This is a genomic window from Echinicola shivajiensis, from assembly GCF_018642165.1.
In the GTDB taxonomy this organism is placed as follows: domain Bacteria; phylum Bacteroidota; class Bacteroidia; order Cytophagales; family Cyclobacteriaceae; genus Echinicola; species Echinicola shivajiensis.
The window spans coordinates 50,198-67,083 of record NZ_JAHHZM010000014.1; the positions used below are offsets into that span (position 1 = coordinate 50,198).

Consider the following 16,886-nt stretch of genomic DNA (forward strand, 5'->3'; position numbering starts at 1 on the left):
ATGCTTTCACCCAATATATACTCAAGCATTTTTCACCATTCCTAATTGAACGTAAATCATTTAATATTAGTGGACCTAAGGAGGTCAAAATCAAATGAACAACCAATGACCTTTGCTCAAAAAATAACCGGCAGCAATTCGATTGCTGCCGGTCATGGTACTATATTTCTTAAGCCTCAACAGATTTTGAGGCTTCCTCGAAGGAAAATTTCAAAGGCTCATCCACCTTGGTATTCAACAGGGAAATCCTAAGGACCTCGTCTACATTATCCACAAAATGGAAATTCACTCCTTTTATGTATTGATCGTCGATTTCTTCGATATCCTTTTGGTTTCTTTTACAAAGAATAATTTCCTTGATTCCCGCCCTTTTGGCAGCAAGGATCTTTTCTTTTATTCCTCCTACTGGCATCACCTTACCTCTAAGAGTGATTTCTCCAGTCATTGCCAGCTTGGCCTTAACCTTTCTTTGAGTATAGACAGAAGCCAGGGCAGTCAACATGGTAATACCAGCTGAAGGGCCATCCTTTGGTACCGCGCCCGCAGGCACGTGAATATGAAGATCATAATTATCAAAAACCCTATTATCGATCCCATACTTCTCAGCTTTTGACTTCAGATAGGAGATAGCAGTCATGGCTGATTCTTTCATTACATCTCCCAACTGTCCAGAAAGGGTAAGCTTTCCTTTTCCCTTGCTCAAAGACGATTCAATAAATAAAATCTCACCGCCCACTGATGTCCAGGCAAGCCCGGTAACCACGCCTGCTACACTATTATCTTGGTACATTTCCTTATCAAAAATTTCACCTCCCAAGATTTTCCGAACCATATCTGGGCTGATCTTTTTCTGATAATCCTCTTCCATGGCAATCGACTTGGCAACATTTCTAATTACCGTACCGATCTGCCTTTCCAGACTCCTCACCCCTGATTCACGGGTATAATCTTCTATAATCTTTACGATGGCAGCTTTATCAAAATTGATATCCTTTGCCTTTAATCCATGTTCTTTTCTTTGCTTCGGAACTAAGTGCTTTTTAGCAATCTCCACTTTTTCCTCCATAGTATAGCCCGTCACTTCGATAATTTCCATCCTATCTCTCAAAGCCGGCTGGATACTCTCAAGTGAATTGGCTGTAGCAATGAATAACACCTTAGACAAATCGTAATCCACTTCAAGGTAATTGTCCACAAAAGCACTGTTCTGCTCAGGGTCCAACACCTCAAGGAAAGCAGAAGAAGGATCTCCCCTAAAGTCTGAGCTTAGCTTATCAATTTCATCCAAAACATATACAGGATTAGAAGTTTTCACCTTCTTCATGTTTTGAATAATCTTACCCGGCATAGCGCCTACATAAGTTTTCCTATGTCCCCTGATCTCTGCTTCATCATGCAGTCCACCAAGTGACATACGAACATACTTTCTGCCCAAGGCCTTGGCGATTGATTTACCTAACGAAGTTTTACCTACACCAGGAGGGCCGTAAAGGCACAATATCGGACCTTTCAGATCTTTCTTAAGTTTCAATACGGCCAGATATTCTATAATTCTTTCTTTGACCTTATCCAGACCATGATGGTCCTTATCCAAGATTTCCTTGGCCCTTTTAAGGTCAAAATTGTCTTCCGTGAATTCATTCCAAGGCAGTTCCACCATTACCTCCGCATAATTCAAAGCAATAGGATACTCAGCAGCGGAAGGATTAATCCGTAACACCTTATCCAATTCCTTTTCAAAGTGCTTGGCTACCTCTTCAGGCCATTTCTTCAATTTACCCTTTAAACGAAGTTCCTCCACTTCCTTTTCCGGCCCTTCTTCTCCAAGCTCCGTTTGAAGCACCTTCATTTGCTGACGCAAGAAATAATCCCTTTGCTGTTGGTCAATATCCGTATGGACTTTTTTGTGAATCTCACTCTTCAACTCCAGCATCTGGATATCCTTCATCATGAACTCCAAAAGCAAGGTAGCCCTATCCAACCCATCATTGATTTCAAGCAATTTTTGCTTGGACTCTACAGGTGCATTAATGTTTGAGGACAAGAAATGAGTCAAAAAAGCAGTATTATCGATATTATCCAATGCAACTTGGGCTTCTCTAGGAATATCAGGATTCAATTGCAAAATCTTAACAGCCGCTTCCTTCAAGGACTCTTCCAAAGCTTGGATTTCCTTATTGCCTTCAGGAAAGTTCTCTGACAAGTAATCTACCTTTGCCTGAAAATAAGGATCCTCAGAAACCTGCTCCTTGATTTTGAACCTTTTCTTTCCTTGAATGATAATAGTCGTGTTTCCATCGGGAAGCACGATCATCTTCACTATCTTAGCAATGGTACCTACTTGATAAATATCATCCCAGGAAGGGTCGTCATTATTAGGATTGATCTGGGCACATACCCCGATCATCTTATCTCCCTTCTGGGCCTTTTTAACCAATTTGATAGACCTTTCCCTACCAACAGTTATTGGTATAACCACTCCAGGGAAAAGCACAGTATTTCTTACGGAAAGAATAGGAATCTCTTCTGCATAATCCTCATTTTGCGACTGATCATCGTCCTCATCATCAGTGATCAACTGGATCAGATCTCCCTCACCTGCAAAATCTCCTACGATCAATGATTGAAATAATGGACTATTGTTTTTATTCATATAGAGAATGACTGTTATTTTGTCATATTTAAATTTAAAATAAAAGAAGAACCTTTAAATTCAAAGGTTCTTCTACTAAACTCAATGGATATGCCAATGTTTTAAATGGTACAAAATGGCAGTATCTATTTCATTCCTTAACCTCCGGTGAACAATTTCAATATATCATTACCAATCGCGAACACCATCAAGGCTAGTAGCAAAACCATACCTACTTTCTGAGCATTCTCTAGGAATTTTTCTGAAGGGCTCCTACCTGAAACCATCTCATATAGCAAGAATACAACATGGCCACCATCCAAAGCAGGAATAGGCAGTAAATTCATAAAGGCCAGAATCATGGAAATCAATCCTGTGATACTCCAAAACTTCACCCAGTCCCATTGACTGCCATATATCTTGGCCATTCCGATAGGTCCACTAACATTTTTAGTTGAAACCTCTCCGGTGAACATTTTCCCTAATGCTTTTGCATTCACGATCACAACACTAAATGCTTTCTCCGTTCCTTTCCCTATAGATTCATTGAAGGTGAAATCTTTTCTTACCGGCTGGATAAGTGGATTGACCAAAACACCAATGGTGCCATCATCATAAACCTCCATGCTCCCAGATTTTGCCTGGCCGTCTCTTTCAAAGGACAGTTCAATCGTCTTACCTGCATTTTCCTCCAACACACGCTGAAAGTCTGAAAAGTACCTTATTTTTTGATCATTAACAGCTAATACCTTATCTCCATCTTTCAATCCCAAACTAGCTGCACGCTTACCTTTGGTGGCTTCCTTAATGGTAAAAGGCACCCCAATGTCTATGAAATTAGAAAGACTTTCTTTATTGGAGAAAGAGTTGATGAAACCTCTCGGTATTTCAATTTTCAGGATTTCACCATCCCTATCAACAGTGTAATACCCGTTTTCACTTAAAAGCACATCACCACTGGACAGATCAGCCAAACTTTCATAAGTATGACCATTTACATCAAGCACCTTATCTCCATCTTGAAATCCTATCTGTTGCCCTATATCATAAGCAACAATACCATGCTCTATAATCTGGTCCCTTGAAAAATAAGTTTCGCCTCGGTTATAAACTAGGGCAATAAAAATAATGATACCGGTAATTACATTGACAATAATACCTCCCAGCATCACGATCAATCGCTGCCAGGCTGGTTTAGCCCTAAATTCCCAAGGCTGAGGCTCAGAACTCAACTGTTCTGTATCCATGGATTCATCCACCATGCCTGAAATCTTCACAAAACCGCCCAGGGGAATCGCCCCTAGGGAATACTCAGTCTCTCCATATTTAAAGCTTACTATCTTTGGCGGAAAACCAATAGAAAACTTCTCCACTCTCATCCCAAACAGCTTTGCTGCAAGCATATGACCTCCTTCATGCAGGCCCACCAAAATTGACAGTCCTAGCAGGAGTTGGCCCACCATTATTAAAGTATCCATGTTTTATTATTTATTCTTAATTATTTCTTCCGTTATTATTCTTGCCTTTTTGTCAGTCTCTATAAAGTCTTCCAAAGCAGGCTTGGACACAAAGTCCACCCGGTCAATTGTTTCAGCGATTACATCTGACATTTCCAAGAACCCCACTTCGTCCCTCAAAAATGCGGCCACAGCAATTTCGTTGGCAGCATTTAATACACATGGAGTATTCCCCCCTTTTTCAAGTGCATCAAAGGCCAGCTGTAAATTCCTAAAGGTCTTCAAATCTGGCGCCTCAAAATCCAGCGAAGCATACTGACTAAAGTCAAATCTTGGAAAATCCGATTCGAACCTATCCGGATAACTCAATGCAAATTGAATAGGAATACGCATATCTGGCAGTCCAAGTTGTGCTTTCATACTCCCATCCCTAAACTGGACTAAGGAGTGAATGATAGATTGTGGATGTACGACCACCTCAATTTGCTCAGCACTGACGCCAAACAGCCACTTCGCCTCAATCACCTCCAATCCCTTATTCATCAGAGAAGCGGAATCTATTGTGATCTTTGCCCCCATATCCCAGTTGGGATGTTTCAATGCCTGCTCTTTGGTAACATTGGCCAGATAGGCACTATCCTTCCCCCTAAAAGGGCCTCCCGAAGCTGTCAAAATAAGCTTTTCAATGGGATTGTGGAACTCACCGACTAAACACTGGAAAATAGCTGAATGTTCTGAATCCACAGGATAAATATTCACTGCTTTTTCCTGGGCTATTTTAGTTATCAACTCCCCAGCGACCACCAGAGTTTCCTTATTGGCAAGCGCTATCTGCTTCCCTGCATTGATCGCACTGATGGTTGGCAACAAACCAGAATATCCTACCAAAGCAGTAAGGACAATATCAATGCTGTCCATTTCCACCACTTGAGCCAATGCTGCTTCACCAGCATATACCTTTATAAAATGCGGATCCAATGCCGCTTTTAATTTCAGATAATGGTCCTCATTGGCAATTACAACTGCATTGGGCATAAAAGCCAAAGATTGCTCAATGAGTAAATCAACATTATTTTGGGCGGTTAAAACCTCGACCTCAAATCTATCCTCATGCTTCGCAATAACCTCCAAGGTCTGCTTTCCTATACTTCCTGTTGACCCCAAAAGGGCCACTCTTTTCTTATTTGACATTGATGTCTAATTTCTCTTTAAGGAGACTTTTTGTCTCTTTGGCAATTCTAAAGGCTTCTCAATAAGCTGACAAATTTACAAGCTTCAAAGACTTTTCCTTTGTTTTTTGCCACTTTTTCACCCTTAGGCAATTTGGCATTTACTTAGCCATATTTTTATTGGACAAATTGGTGATGCGTTCAGCATCGGATATCCATTTGCCCATGCATATGTCCTGTTCTTAACATATACGAGTTTTAGTTAATAATCAGTACAAAGAAAATTCTAAACATTGATAATTAGACAGAAACTCAGCCTATAGAAATATTAAAAAATGTTAAAGAGTTTATCTTAAATTTAAAAAGACCGTTTATTCAATGATTCAAAAATAATAGTCTCATGCAAAAAAATTTAAAAACTATTGCTATTGCTTTTTCTGCAGGCATTTTGGGTGCATGGTCTCATCAGGAGTTTTTAATGGACGATGCAAATGCAGATTCAAATGAATTTACAAGAAAAGAAAACATATCTCATCAAGTAAACTACACAGAAGAAAGTCCCAGAAGAGCAAGTGCTGCCCTGAATGTACCCATATCTTTCGTGGAAGCTTCCGAAAAAAGCACAGAATCGGTGGTGTTCATCAAGAATTTCTCGGGTTCGGACTACCGCCGCTACAGTATGTTTGACTTTTTCTTTGGCCCCCAGGGAAGCCAAGCTCCCAGTGTAAGCACCGGGTCTGGGGTTATTTTCTCAGAGGACGGTTATATCATCACCAATAATCACGTAGTAGAAAATGCAGAAACCTTAGAAGTGGTGCATCATAAAAAAACCTATCAAGCCAAACTTATAGGTACGGACCTGAATACAGATATTGCTGTTCTGAAAATTGAAGCAAAGGGATTACCCGCCATAAAAAAGGGCAGTAGTAAAGACCTCAAAATCGGGGAATGGGTAATTGCAGTAGGCAACCCTTTTAACCTTACTTCCACCGTTACTGCAGGAATTGTATCTGCAAAGGAAAGGCAAATCAATATCCTAGGTGGTGACTTCCCTTTGGAATCATTTATACAGACTGATGCTGCCATTAACCCTGGCAACTCTGGCGGAGCCCTAGTGAATATCAAGGGAGAACTGGTAGGTATCAATACCGCTATCCTCTCAAGAACAGGATCCTATACCGGCTATGGATTTGCTGTGCCGGCAGATATTGCCTCTAAAATAGCCAATGATTTGATTAAATACGGAGAAGTCCAAAAAGCAATCCCAGGTATTGAAGCGGTGGAAATCACCCCTGAACTTGCTGAGGACATGAATCTGGAGTCCTTAGACGGTGTAGTGGTGAGCCATATCATTCGAAATGGAGCTGCCGAAAAATCAGGATTACAAGTCAATGACGTCATTACGGGAATTGACGGAACAAAAATAACTGGAAAAGGCAGCTTTGAGGAAGTGCTCTCTTATTACTACCCAGGAGACAAAATCAACATTTCCTATTTCAGAGACAAAAAACCAAAGACAGCGCAGCTTACACTTGAAAATCTTGAAGGAAGCACGGGCATTATAAAAAGGGCCTTCTATTCCTCAGCTCTTTTAGGAGCTAGGCTGGAGGCAGTAAATACTGTTGAGAAGGACAAAATGCAAATAGAATATGGCATAAAAATCACCTCACTCACCAGAGGCTATCTAAATGAACTGGGCTTAGGAAATGGATTTATTCTTACAAAGATAAATGGCGAGCCAGCTAAGGATCCCGAGGAAATAGGCCAATTCTTGGAGGAATATAGCGGAAGATTGGTCATCGAAGGATTGACCCCAAGAGGTAGGGCTTTCAGACAATCTTATAGTGTCCGTTAGACCATTATTTAGAGCAAAATTAAATTATGAGCACCGATTATTTTTCGGTGCTTTTTTGCTGGAATTTTGTATTTTTAGAAAAATGACAACAATATGAAGACCCAGCCAATAACCTGTGAAAAGTGCTTTGAGGACTTTTCAATCTCACTTAGAGAATTGCAAGAAGTAATCGAGGAAATTAATACCAGAGGTATTAATCCCAAATCAGAACAACATCTTCATCGTTCCTTTGAACTCACGCATGAACTTGCTCTAAATACGATGACAGAATTTTTCAGGGACCAAGGTAGGCCTCCCTATTCTGGATCAAGGGATGTAACTTTGGATGCTTTTAATGAGGAATTAATTGATGATGGCAAAGGCTGGCTCGACATGATCATTCAAAGAATCAAAGCTACTGATTTGTATACCGAGAACACAAATGACACCCTCACCCAAAACATCCTAAAAAACTACATCCATCTATTTGAAAATTTTGAAAACCATATGAAGAACATCCTCTTTTAAAACACCTTCATTATTTTTTCAAAATTTTTATTCAAAAAACTGTAGCACTTCTGTTAGATTCTGCGTCTATAGGTTAAAAGCATTTTTAACTAAAAAAAATTGGCTATGAATCGATCCTTACTAGCTCATCGCTTTTTACCCGACTGGCTCTTGATACTAACAGTAGTGCTATGTTTTTCTGCCTGCCAAGACCAAGTAGAAAGCACCTACACTTATGAAACAACATACCCTGTCTCTATCAAGACGAGCACTTTTCGAGAGATGAGTGTTGGACAAACTGAACCGCGAACCATCAATAAAACAGGTAAGATTTATATTTTTGGTGATTATCTATTTATCAGCGAACCTGACGAGGGAATACACGTCATAGATAATACTGATCCATCAGCCCCCAAGAACCTTGTCTTTATTGAAATCCCCGGCACTGCTGACTTGGCCATAAACGATAATATTTTATATGCCGACAGTTATATTGACCTCTTATCATTCGATGTCAGCAATCCATTCAAAATAAAACTTTTGGACAGGGAAGAAGATGTTTTTAGAAATCATTATAGCGCCGTTGAAACTGGAGAATTCACCATTTGGAAAGATACAGTACTGACTTCAGAGCGACCCTTTAGGCCTTGGGAAGGCCCTTTCTTTTTTGAATCGGACATGCTTGCATTTGCCAATGGTGATGGGGGGAATTTCGGCCAAGGCGGCTCTATGGCCAGATTTACTTTAGCCAAAGGTCATTTGTATGCTGTCGATGAGCAGGACTTGAGATTATTTGATATTAGCCAAAAAGAAAATCCTGAATTTGTAAAACAAATAGGTTTAGGATGGGGAATCGAAACAATTTACCCATTCAAGGACAAACTATTTATTGGCTCCACCACGGGTATGCACATTTATGACATATCCTCTCCTGCTTCCCCAGAACAATTATCAGTATATTCCCACTTGACCAGTTGCGATCCAGTTGTAGCAAATGATGATTACGCTTTTGTCACTTTAAGGAGTGGGAATTTCTGTCAACAGGGAGTGGACCTTCTAGAAGTGCTGGACATTTCTGATCCCTCTCAGCCTAATTTATTGAAATCATACCCCATGGAAAACCCTCATGGACTTGGATTATCCGGTGAAAACCTTTTTGTCTGTGAAGGGCAATTCGGTTTAAAAAGCTTTAAGGTAAATGACGTCATGAAAATTGACGAGAACCAAATGGAGCACCTGAAAAACCTTAACGCTATTGATCTAATCCCTGGCCCAAAGTCCCTTATCGTCATCGGAAACAATGTGATTTGCCAATATGACTACAGTACACCAAGCAAACTAATCAAACTAAGCTGCATGGAAATCGAAAAACAGGAATTGTACTAAACTATATGGCATACATGAATAAAACATTTAGTTGGATTGTTTTAGCTCTGGTGATAATTCTTTTTTCAAGAGGAAGTGTCTTGGCTCAGACGCTTCCTTTCACCAATCATACGGAAATAGGCATCTTACAAAACAATCAATCCGTGGGTCCTCATACATCCTTCACTCTTCAAACCTTCAATGGAGTAAAGGCCAATAATTGGTTAAGCATAGGCTTCACTACTGGGCTAGACAATTATAACCAAACCATCATCATTCCTTTTGCTTTAGGAGCTAGGGCCATACTACCATCCGAGGGAAAAATTTCATTTTTGGCAGGCTTGGATACTGGAGTAGGGTCTGTACCATTTGAAAAAGACAGTCGAACCAGTTGGACAGAAGGCGGATTCTTGCTTAACCCAATCGTCGGTATGCTAATAAAAACCAAAGGCAAAGGTCAATTTAGTTTAAGTTTAGGATATAAAAGACAGGTCATTTCCAAGTCAGAAGGCACTTTGGATCCTGGAAACACAAATGGGGCCAATGGGCTTCCTCCAGGTTACCGCTCCATCTTTAGAGAAACATTCATCTATAATCGGGCATCTATTCGATTGGGAGTATTTTTCTGATAAGTTGGTAGATAAAAACCCTAGATGTATTTTTGATTTCAGTTTTCTAAGGCCAAACGCCTTATTTAATATTTAATCAATAATCATTAATAATTTAAAGGGTTCCAATACGTGATGAGAATAATTTCACCCTTAATTTTTATCCTATTACTTGTTTTTGCCTGTTCACCAAAAAAAAGTAAAATTCAAGCAGCTTCCTTAGAAGAAATTAAACTGGACTATGCCGTAGGTTTTAAGATTTACCAAGGCGAAGGGTTCAAGCTGATCAAGGTTCAAAACGGCTTCCCCGGCGAGCATAAACCATTCAGTTACTTGGTCAAAGATGCAGAAGACATCCAATTCCCCAAGGGCCAATACGATGCTATCATCGATCCCAATGTTCAAAAAATCACACTTACTTCAACGACCCAAATTCCTCATTTGGACAGACTGGGCATAAGCGATAAACTCATTGCGTTTCCCAATCTTGATTTAATTTCTTCAAAAGAAATCAGACAGCAGATCACAGATGGCAAAGTAGAAGAATTGGGCGGTGGTGCAAAATTCAATATTGAAAAGATTTTGGATATCAATCCAGATTTAGTAATCATATCCACCTTAGGAGACAACCTCAAAGATCTGCAATTACTCAACAAGGCCCATATCCCCAATGTTATAAATGGTGACTATCTGGAGCAACATCCTCTTGGTAGGGCTGAATGGATAAAGTTCACCGGAGCCCTTACTGGCAAGTTGGAAAAAGCCACTGAATTATATAATGAAGTAAAAAACAATTACGAAAGCCTCCGCGAAAGCATTGTGAATGCCGACCTTGACTCCTTACCTAGCGTATTAAGTGGCAATATGTACAAGGACATTTGGTATGCACCCGCAGGAAATAATTGGGGAGCTATTTTCCTTGAGGATGCCGGCAGTGACTATATATTCGATGAAGACATCAATTCAGGAAGCCTTCAACTCAGTTATGAATATGTATTGGACAAAGGCATGAATGCAGATGTCTGGATCAGTACTGGGGAATTTACCAATCTCGAAAACATGAAAAACGCTGACCAACGTTACACCCAGTTCCGTTCTTTTCAGAAAGGTCAGGTATATACATTTTCTCTCACCCGCGGAGCTACAGGTGGGTTGGAGTACTTTGAACTTGGATACTCAAGGCCTGACATTATTTTAAAGGATTTGATAAAAATCTTCCACCCTGAGCAATTACCGGACTACAAACCTTATTTTTACCAAAAATTAAACTAGCCTTCAAGCTTGCAATCTGCAAAAAAACATACCAGTCTGTTACTTTTCTCTGGATCAACTCTGGTCCTTTGTCTATTTCTAATCAATATAGCAGTTGGTTCTGTTTATATTCCATTCGGAGAATTATTAGGGGGACTTTTCGGTAGCCCAATGACTAAACCAAGTTGGAGCACTATACTCTTTGATTATAGAGTCCCAAAAGCCCTAACAGCCATCATTGTAGGCATTTCGCTATCTCTTAGTGGTCTACAAATGCAAACTTTTTTTCGAAATCCATTGGCAGGCCCATATGTTTTAGGCATTAGTTCCGGCGCAGGCTTAGGAGTCGCCATCTTAATTTTGGGAGGCAGCGCCTTCGGTTGGAGCCTGGCCAGTAATGCAGGAAATTATCTCACTTGGGGCATTTGGGGGATTATTATTTCTGGAAGCTTAGGGGCAATTGCGATACTGTTGTTAATGAGCCTGACAGCTTGGAAAATTAAGGACAGTATGACCTTGCTCATCATTGGGCTGATGTTTGGTAGTGCCTCTGGAGCCATAGTAAGTGTCCTGTCCTATTTTGGAAATGCAGAAGACCTAAAACTCTTCACCATTTGGTCCATGGGAAGTCTTGGAGGAATAAGTGGAAGCCAACTATATATATTATGTTTGGTTTGTCTATTAGGAATCATTCCTGCTTTAATCATGGTAAAATCTTACAATGCCATGCTTATGGGGGAAAGGTATGCTACAAGTATGGGTGTAAATATTAAGGCACTGAGATGGACCATGATCATCAGTACTGGACTATTAGCAGGAAGCGCCACTGCTTTCTGTGGCCCTATTGCATTTATTGGAATTGCCGTTCCTCATTTGGCAAGGATGGTTTTTAGAACAGGTGATCACAAAATATTATTTCCTGCATCTGCTTTGATAGGAGCCGCCTTTTTACTGGCCAGTGATGCCATTAGTCAATTACCAGGATCCGCTGAAACCTTACCAATTAACGTGATTACTTCACTTTTTGGGGCCCCTTTGGTTATTTGGTTAATTTTGAAGAGAAACTTTAGCAATGAATTTTAATGAAAGCTGAACCCACCATATTGGAAGGAAAACAAGTCAGCATTGGTTATGCAAAAAGAAAAAGCACCAATGTTCTTGCAGAATCCTTGTCCTTTCAGCTGAAAAAAGGAAAGCTCACATGTCTACTTGGACCAAATGGGGTGGGTAAATCCACCCTGATCAAGACCATCATGGGGCAAATCCCCTGCCTCAGTGGTCAAATTCTCTTCTTGAACAAGGACATCCATGAGCATCCAGCCAAATCACTGGCCCAAAATATCAGCGTAGTGCTTACGGACAGAATCATGGGAGGAAACCTTACAGTCCAACAATTGGTAAGCTTAGGCCGGACTCCTTTCACTAATTGGCTCGGTAAACTTACCCCTGAAGACAATAGAATCATCCTTGAGGCCCTACAAGCAACCAAAACCTATTACCTTAAGGACCAGTTCATTTCTGAAATCAGTGATGGACAATTACAAAAGGTGATGATTGCCCGAGCCCTTGCCCAAGACGGAAACCTTATTATTCTGGATGAGCCTACTGCCCACTTGGATTTGGTGAACCGCTATGAAATCATGCATTTATTGAGGGACATCACCCAGCAGCAAAAAAAATCCATTTTAATCGTCACCCATGATCTTGACATTGCCATAGAAACTGCTGATGAATTATGGATTATGCAGTGCGGCTCTCCCCTGCTATGCGGGAGCCCTGAAGACTTGATCATATCTGGAGACATCAACCAATTGCTAACAAACGGGCAATTACTGTTTGATCTGGAATTAGGAAAAATCAGGCCTAAACATGCCTCAGATTATCCCCAAATCAAGGGAGCAAAGCACATCAGGCAATGGTTAAAGCTAGCACTACAAAAAAACAACATCAAATTGCCAGATGATCTGGAGGTACAGATCAATGAAAATCCTTTGACCATTACAGTTTCCAAGGGCCAATCAAAACAGACCTCCACTGACATCCACACAACATTGGAAATGATCAGAGCGCTAATTTTTTAACCTCGAAAAACACTCCAAAATGCTTAAAAAACGCGGGTAAAAAAAAATTAAACCATAAACCCTATCTTTTTTATAGGGTTTTGTTTTTCCTAAAACATTTTTCCATTATATTTGTCATACTAATAATTGCGATGACAAAAGAACAATTTAGTCAATATTCATTTTTGTTGGACAGAACTGCCAGACGGGTAAAACAATATGCCCAGCAAAAATTTAAAAATGGTGATTTTGATGTCACGGTAGACCAATGGCTCATACTCAAGAGACTTGCGGATCATGAATCCTTAAGTCAAACAGAATTGGCCGGTTTGGTTTTTAAGGATCAACCAACACTAACCCGAATAATTGACATCCTTTGCAAAAAAGGATACACCGAAAGGCGCCCTAATCCTGCCGACAGAAGGAGCTTTCAGATCCTTCTTACAAAAGAAGGGCAGGAGAAAGTGGAGGAGCTCAAGCCAAAAATCTCTGTCATCAGAGAAAAGGCTTGGGAAAAATTGAATGAGAAGGACTTTGAAGAATTCAAAAGAATCCTCAACACAATCTACACTAATTTAGAACAGTTTTAAATAACTCATGGAATTGGCCGATTTCCTCCTTATATTTGCACGAAAATTGGACAATTCACCTTGCTAGCAGCAAGTAAATATTAAATCATACCATGATAACAACTGACATTTGCATCATCGGAGCCGGACCAGTAGGATTATTCACCGTATTTGAAGCAGGCTTGCTAAAAATGCGTTGTCACCTGGTCGACGCATTGCCTCAGGTGGGTGGACAGCTCTCAGAGATATATCCACAAAAACCTATTTATGATATTCCTGGCTACCCTGAAGTAAAAGCCCAGGAATTGGTAGACAATCTGATGAAACAGATTGCACCTTTTAACCCTACCTTTTCACTTGGAGAAAGAGTGGATCATTTGACAAAGCAAGATGATGGTTCTTTTGTTTTGACTACTAGTGACAAAACAAAAATCCACGCTCAGGTCATTGTAATTGCAGGTGGTCTTGGATGCTTCGAGCCTAGAAAACCAGTTTTGGAAAACCTTGAAAGCTTTGAAGGCAAGGGCATCACTTATATGGTGAAAGATCCAGAGCAATTCAGAAATAAAAAAGTCATTTTAGCGGGTGGTGGTGATTCAGCCCTTGACTGGACTATTTTCCTTGCTGACGTTGCAGAAAAAGTAACATTGGTTCACAGAAATGAGACTTTTAGAGGAGCTCCAGATTCAGCCGCGAAGGTATTTGACCTTGCCAACAATGGTAAAATTGACTTGATCCTAAGCTCTAATTTGACCAAAATTTCTGGCAACGGACACCTCCAAAGTGTTACCATGAAAAACAAGGCAAAAGAAGAGATTGTAGTGGATACTGATTATTTGATTCCATTGTTCGGATTGAGTCCTAAACTAGGACCAATTGCAGACTGGGGATTGAACATCGACAAAAATGCCATTGAAGTAGATACCACAGACTATTCTACCAATGTGGAAAGAATCTATGCTGTCGGTGACATCAACACCTATGAGAACAAGCTTAAATTGATCCTTTGTGGCTTCCACGAAGCTGCATTGATGTGCCACAGTGCCTTCAAATTTGTTTACCCTGATCAAAAATTAAGCTTTAAATACACTACCGTTAATGGTGTTAATGCATTTTAATTATATTTTTGCGTTATGGTAACATTTGAAGTAGAAGATCACGACGGAAACCGTCAAACAATTGAAGCCCCTGGAGATATGGGCCTAAGCCTGATGGAAGTCCTGAAGGCATCTGAATACCCAGTTTTGGCTACCTGTGGAGGTATGGCACTTTGTGCAACTTGTCACGTGGAAGTTTTGGACGGTAAAGACGGGTTGGGAGATGCTACTGACGTAGAACTTGACCAGCTGGAAACCCTACCTGAACTATTCCCAACAAGTCGTTTGGCCTGCCAAATCAGAATAAGCGATGCACTTGAGGGAGCAATCTTCAAACTTAGAGGAGAAGAAAACTAGAATTTCCTGTGTAATACAATGATAGGAAGGTTGGTAATTTGTTTTGCCAACCTTCTATATTTTCAGGCCCACGGTGACTTCAAGAATCACCTCTTCACCTATCATTTCTTCAATTTCCTTTTTAATCTCCTTAAAATCTTCTTCAGACAAATCCCTATCGGAAACAGCCTTGATTGAAATAATGATGGGACTCAAACTCCTGACCTCCACATTCCGCAAAGTGATTCCTCCTTTTACCTGATACCCGCTCAATTCTTTAAGCAATCTATTTTCTCTTACCAAGTTGCTAAAACCAAAGGTCAAAGGAGCGCTTACACAAAACACCAAGACCAATGACCACACAAGCCCCTTTTTTGCGAGATGAAAAGGGCTAAACCCCAAGAGTAAAAAAGTGAAAGCGGCTGACAAAACCATGCCCGCCAAGTTGGTCACCAAAAGCAGTAAGGAACCAGAAAACACAACCCAATCAGCCCAGCCTAATCCAATCCCTGATACGGCCATGGGCGGCACCAAGGCAACGGCAATGGCCACACCTGCCAATGTTTTCGCTATTTCCTTTTTGGAATGAGCATAGGCTCCGGCAGCGCCTGAAGCCGCTGCAACTCCAAGATCCAATAGATTAGGTCGAATCCTTGCAGTAATTTCTCCATTCAGGGCATTTAAAGGAGTCAGCCATGTCAAGATCACCGCAAAGAGATAGCCCAACAACAGACCTAGCCCAAGGGTCTTAAGGCTATTAAAAACCAACTTCCTGTCCTGCCTCAGCACCCCCATACTTAATGATATAATCGGAGACATCAAAGGAGCTAGAACCATGGCCCCTATAATAACCGGGGAGGAATTAGCAAACAAACCAAAAGTCGCAATAATAGTCGATAAAACCATTAGCACTAAAAAAGTAGACTTAGGCCTAGAGTTCTCCCTTAAGAGACTAAATAAATCTTTAAATTCCTCTGTGGTCGCATGATAAATGTATGGCAATGGCCCTCTCAACAGTTCATCCCTAAGTTCTCCTCTGGGAAGCACTTGGGTCTTGTAAACTTCCCTGTTATTGGCCTCCACCTCTGTATCCAGAAATCTCCCTGGAACGATTTTTAAGGCCTTTGACATTATCTGTAATTCTACCTCATGAACACTCTGCTGCTTACCATCAATGTTCATATTGATAGATTCCTCGCTCTTTACTATCAATTTTGAAGTCCTGATATGTGCAGTAAATGGGGGCAGGGAAGTTTGCACTTTCCTACTCAACAATCCATTTATCCCAAAACTTATCAAGCCAATAATGCTTTGTGGTGCCAATATCAATGCATGCAACATGCCATCATTAACAAAGCTATCCTCTAATATCCTCCTTGAAAGCAAGTTACTTTTCCCATGGGGCATCATAACCATTCCCAGCGCAGCGGTGCTAATCTCTTCTTGATTCTGATCTAATTGTTTGTTTTCCTCACTTCCCTTTGGGATCAAAAGTGTATAAGGATGCAGTTTTACCCTTTTAAAAAGTCCAAAAAAACTTTTTAATCTTCCAGAAAATTGCTTCAGCCAAGTACTTTCCGCTTGCCCGTACATTAGCCCCATGGAATCCCCAAGAGTCACAGAATCAAATACAATTTGACCATTGGCTGTAAATAAATCAAAAGGCTTAATTTTTTCAGAACTCAACATATGAGCAAGGGATTTATCAAGGCTTTTCCCTACTCCAAATCCTTGGCGTGCATATATCATTTCTGGATGGGGCAAAAATCCAATGCCCCAATTCTGCCCTTCCGCTTTGGGCAGAAATACCTTCAACTGCTCATCCGACAAATAACACAATACAAAATCCCCTTCACTTAAATCCAATTCCTCCAACTGGCTAAAAGGGACTGCAATTTTAAGGGTACCTGATAATTGAGGCAGTATATTTTCTTCTACCTCTTTAATATATTCATCTGCAAACAATAAGGTAATGCCCTTCATTTTCTTAACTTAAAAACA

At 40.5% G+C, this 16,886-nt stretch carries 14 protein-coding genes; 10 read left to right on the forward strand and 4 right to left on the reverse strand.

All coding sequences use genetic code 11. The features are described from left to right. Nucleotides 1-169 precede the first annotated feature (169 nt). The 3 genes from lon to KMW37_RS17800 form a co-directional block, all read right to left on the reverse strand. Nucleotides 170-2,653 carry an endopeptidase La gene (gene lon / locus KMW37_RS17790; RefSeq protein WP_215226009.1) on the reverse strand — a complete coding sequence of 828 codons (2,484 nt, stop codon included), beginning with the start codon at nt 2,651-2,653 and terminating at the stop codon, nt 170-172. 137 nt (nt 2,654-2,790) lie between these two features. Further along, on the reverse strand, nt 2,791-4,110 hold the full coding sequence (gene rseP / locus KMW37_RS17795) for an RIP metalloprotease RseP (RefSeq protein ID WP_215226010.1): 1,320 nt from the start codon (nt 4,108-4,110) through the stop codon (nt 2,791-2,793). A 6-nt stretch (nt 4,111-4,116) separates the two neighbouring features. Beyond that, complete coding sequence (locus KMW37_RS17800; protein ID WP_215226011.1) at nt 4,117-5,280, reverse strand: 1-deoxy-D-xylulose-5-phosphate reductoisomerase; 1,164 nt, start codon at nt 5,278-5,280, stop codon at nt 4,117-4,119. A gap of 378 nt (nt 5,281-5,658) precedes the next feature. On the opposite strand from KMW37_RS17800, the gene KMW37_RS17805 reads away from it, so the two are divergent. The 10 genes from KMW37_RS17805 to KMW37_RS17850 all read left to right on the forward strand — a co-directional run bounded on the left by KMW37_RS17805 (nt 5,659) and on the right by KMW37_RS17850 (nt 14,906). Continuing rightward, nucleotides 5,659-7,113, forward strand: coding sequence for a S1C family serine protease (locus KMW37_RS17805; protein WP_215226012.1), 1,455 nt, complete (start codon nt 5,659-5,661; stop codon nt 7,111-7,113). A 93-nt stretch (nt 7,114-7,206) separates the two neighbouring features. Next, nucleotides 7,207-7,620 carry a nucleotidyltransferase substrate binding protein gene (locus KMW37_RS17810; protein WP_215226013.1) on the forward strand — a complete coding sequence of 138 codons (414 nt, stop codon included), beginning with the start codon at nt 7,207-7,209 and terminating at the stop codon, nt 7,618-7,620. A gap of 105 nt (nt 7,621-7,725) precedes the next feature. After that, complete coding sequence (locus KMW37_RS17815; protein WP_215226014.1) at nt 7,726-8,985, forward strand: LVIVD repeat-containing protein; 1,260 nt, start codon at nt 7,726-7,728, stop codon at nt 8,983-8,985. Nucleotides 8,986-8,999: 14 nt separating this feature from the next. Next, nucleotides 9,000-9,593 carry a hypothetical protein gene (locus KMW37_RS17820; RefSeq protein ID WP_215226015.1) on the forward strand — a complete coding sequence of 198 codons (594 nt, stop codon included), beginning with the start codon at nt 9,000-9,002 and terminating at the stop codon, nt 9,591-9,593. A gap of 114 nt (nt 9,594-9,707) precedes the next feature. Continuing rightward, complete coding sequence (locus KMW37_RS17825; RefSeq protein ID WP_215226016.1) at nt 9,708-10,844, forward strand: ABC transporter substrate-binding protein; 1,137 nt, start codon at nt 9,708-9,710, stop codon at nt 10,842-10,844. Between the two features lie 9 nt (nt 10,845-10,853). Then, nucleotides 10,854-11,906 carry an iron chelate uptake ABC transporter family permease subunit gene (locus tag KMW37_RS17830; protein ID WP_215226017.1) on the forward strand — a complete coding sequence of 351 codons (1,053 nt, stop codon included), beginning with the start codon at nt 10,854-10,856 and terminating at the stop codon, nt 11,904-11,906. Beyond that, nucleotides 11,906-12,904 carry an ABC transporter ATP-binding protein gene (locus KMW37_RS17835; RefSeq protein ID WP_215226018.1) on the forward strand — a complete coding sequence of 333 codons (999 nt, stop codon included), beginning with the start codon at nt 11,906-11,908 and terminating at the stop codon, nt 12,902-12,904. The genes KMW37_RS17830 and KMW37_RS17835 overlap by 1 nt, the downstream gene beginning before the upstream one ends. Nucleotides 12,905-13,035: 131 nt before the next feature. Beyond that, nucleotides 13,036-13,473, forward strand: coding sequence for a MarR family winged helix-turn-helix transcriptional regulator (locus tag KMW37_RS17840; protein WP_215226019.1), 438 nt, complete (start codon nt 13,036-13,038; stop codon nt 13,471-13,473). A 92-nt stretch (nt 13,474-13,565) separates the two neighbouring features. Continuing rightward, nucleotides 13,566-14,570 (forward strand): NAD(P)/FAD-dependent oxidoreductase, encoded by a 1,005-nt coding sequence (locus KMW37_RS17845; protein WP_215226020.1) that lies wholly within the window; start codon nt 13,566-13,568, stop codon nt 14,568-14,570. 15 nt (nt 14,571-14,585) lie between these two features. After that, the gene (locus tag KMW37_RS17850) at nt 14,586-14,906 is read left to right on the forward strand and encodes a 2Fe-2S iron-sulfur cluster-binding protein (protein ID WP_215226021.1); all 321 of its coding nucleotides are present in this window, start codon (nt 14,586-14,588) and stop codon (nt 14,904-14,906) included. A 54-nt stretch (nt 14,907-14,960) separates the two neighbouring features. Here KMW37_RS17850 and KMW37_RS17855 read toward each other — a convergent pair whose 3' ends face one another. Beyond that, on the reverse strand, nt 14,961-16,868 hold the full coding sequence (locus tag KMW37_RS17855) for a DUF389 domain-containing protein (protein WP_215226022.1): 1,908 nt from the start codon (nt 16,866-16,868) through the stop codon (nt 14,961-14,963). Between the last annotated feature and the right edge of the window lie 18 nt (nt 16,869-16,886).

What these genes read in the sequence shown, in the direction of transcription:
- lon (WP_215226009.1), bottom strand. Translation starts at nt 2,653, where the DNA reads ATGAATAAAAACAATAGTCCATTATTTCAATCATTGATCGTAGGAGAT.
- rseP (WP_215226010.1), bottom strand. Translation starts at nt 4,110, where the DNA reads ATGGATACTTTAATAATGGTGGGCCAACTCCTGCTAGGACTGTCAATT.
- KMW37_RS17800 (WP_215226011.1), bottom strand. Translation starts at nt 5,280, where the DNA reads ATGTCAAATAAGAAAAGAGTGGCCCTTTTGGGGTCAACAGGAAGTATA.
- KMW37_RS17805 (WP_215226012.1), top strand. Translation starts at nt 5,659, where the DNA reads ATGCAAAAAAATTTAAAAACTATTGCTATTGCTTTTTCTGCAGGCATT.
- KMW37_RS17810 (WP_215226013.1), top strand. Translation starts at nt 7,207, where the DNA reads ATGAAGACCCAGCCAATAACCTGTGAAAAGTGCTTTGAGGACTTTTCA.
- KMW37_RS17815 (WP_215226014.1), top strand. Translation starts at nt 7,726, where the DNA reads ATGAATCGATCCTTACTAGCTCATCGCTTTTTACCCGACTGGCTCTTG.
- KMW37_RS17820 (WP_215226015.1), top strand. Translation starts at nt 9,000, where the DNA reads ATGAATAAAACATTTAGTTGGATTGTTTTAGCTCTGGTGATAATTCTT.
- KMW37_RS17825 (WP_215226016.1), top strand. Translation starts at nt 9,708, where the DNA reads ATGAGAATAATTTCACCCTTAATTTTTATCCTATTACTTGTTTTTGCC.
- KMW37_RS17835 (WP_215226018.1), top strand. Translation starts at nt 11,906, where the DNA reads ATGAAAGCTGAACCCACCATATTGGAAGGAAAACAAGTCAGCATTGGT.
- KMW37_RS17840 (WP_215226019.1), top strand. Translation starts at nt 13,036, where the DNA reads ATGACAAAAGAACAATTTAGTCAATATTCATTTTTGTTGGACAGAACT.
- KMW37_RS17845 (WP_215226020.1), top strand. Translation starts at nt 13,566, where the DNA reads ATGATAACAACTGACATTTGCATCATCGGAGCCGGACCAGTAGGATTA.
- KMW37_RS17850 (WP_215226021.1), top strand. Translation starts at nt 14,586, where the DNA reads ATGGTAACATTTGAAGTAGAAGATCACGACGGAAACCGTCAAACAATT.
- KMW37_RS17855 (WP_215226022.1), bottom strand. Translation starts at nt 16,868, where the DNA reads ATGAAGGGCATTACCTTATTGTTTGCAGATGAATATATTAAAGAGGTA.